1 protein-coding gene is annotated in these 794 nt (G+C 40.4%); it reads left to right on the forward strand.

What is annotated here, in order from left to right; translation table 11 throughout:
* Positions 1-57: 57 nt before the first annotated feature.
* Positions 58-794 (forward strand): ABC transporter substrate-binding protein (locus ACRCJ0_RS16880; protein ID WP_431391310.1); only part of this gene is annotated, 737 nt, incomplete at its 3' end.

Below are 794 nucleotides of genomic sequence, written 5' to 3' on the forward strand. Positions count from 1 at the left end.
TTATACTAATGTTAGTCTTATCTTTATTGTTCCAAATATAAAATTTTGGAGGAATTTATGATGAAAATGAAAAAAATGCTTTTAACAATGGGTTCTTTAATGATGTTGGCGGCCTGTGGTTCAGTGACGCAAACATCCAACAATGCAAGTTCAACTAGCGAGAGTAGCGGAGATACTATCAAGATTGGTGGTAACTGGGACTTATCTGGTGCTGGTGCAGCCTATGGTGGCCCGGCAAATGAAGGGGTTAAATTAGCTTTTAAACTGGCGAATGATGCTGGTGGCATTAACGGTCAAACGATCGAATATGTTGAAGCTGACAACCGTACTGATCCAAATGAGTCTGCCAATACAGCAACACGCTTAATTGATGAAGAGAATGTACAAATGATTATCGGGCCAGCAACAACCGGTGCATTTGAAGCACAAATTCCAACTGGAACGAATGCTGAAATACCAATGATTGCGCCAGCTGCGACGGGTGATACCTTAACAGTTGATAGTTCTGGTAATACATTAGAGTACGTTTTCCGTGTAGCATTCCAAGATGCTTTCCAAGGTTCGGCACTTGCAAGTTTTGCTAATGGTGAAGGTTATGAAACTGCCGCAATTATCCAAGACAATTCAACTGATTACGGACAGAACTTATCTGCTACGTTTGAAGAAGAATTCCAAGGAAACATTGTTGCAAATGAGTCATACATTGCAGGTGATTCTGACTTCAATTCAATCCTAAATAACATCGCTTCTGACGATCCGGATGTAATCTTTATAGCTGGTTACTATTCAGAGGG

The organism is Aerococcus sp. L_32 (assembly GCF_050689315.1).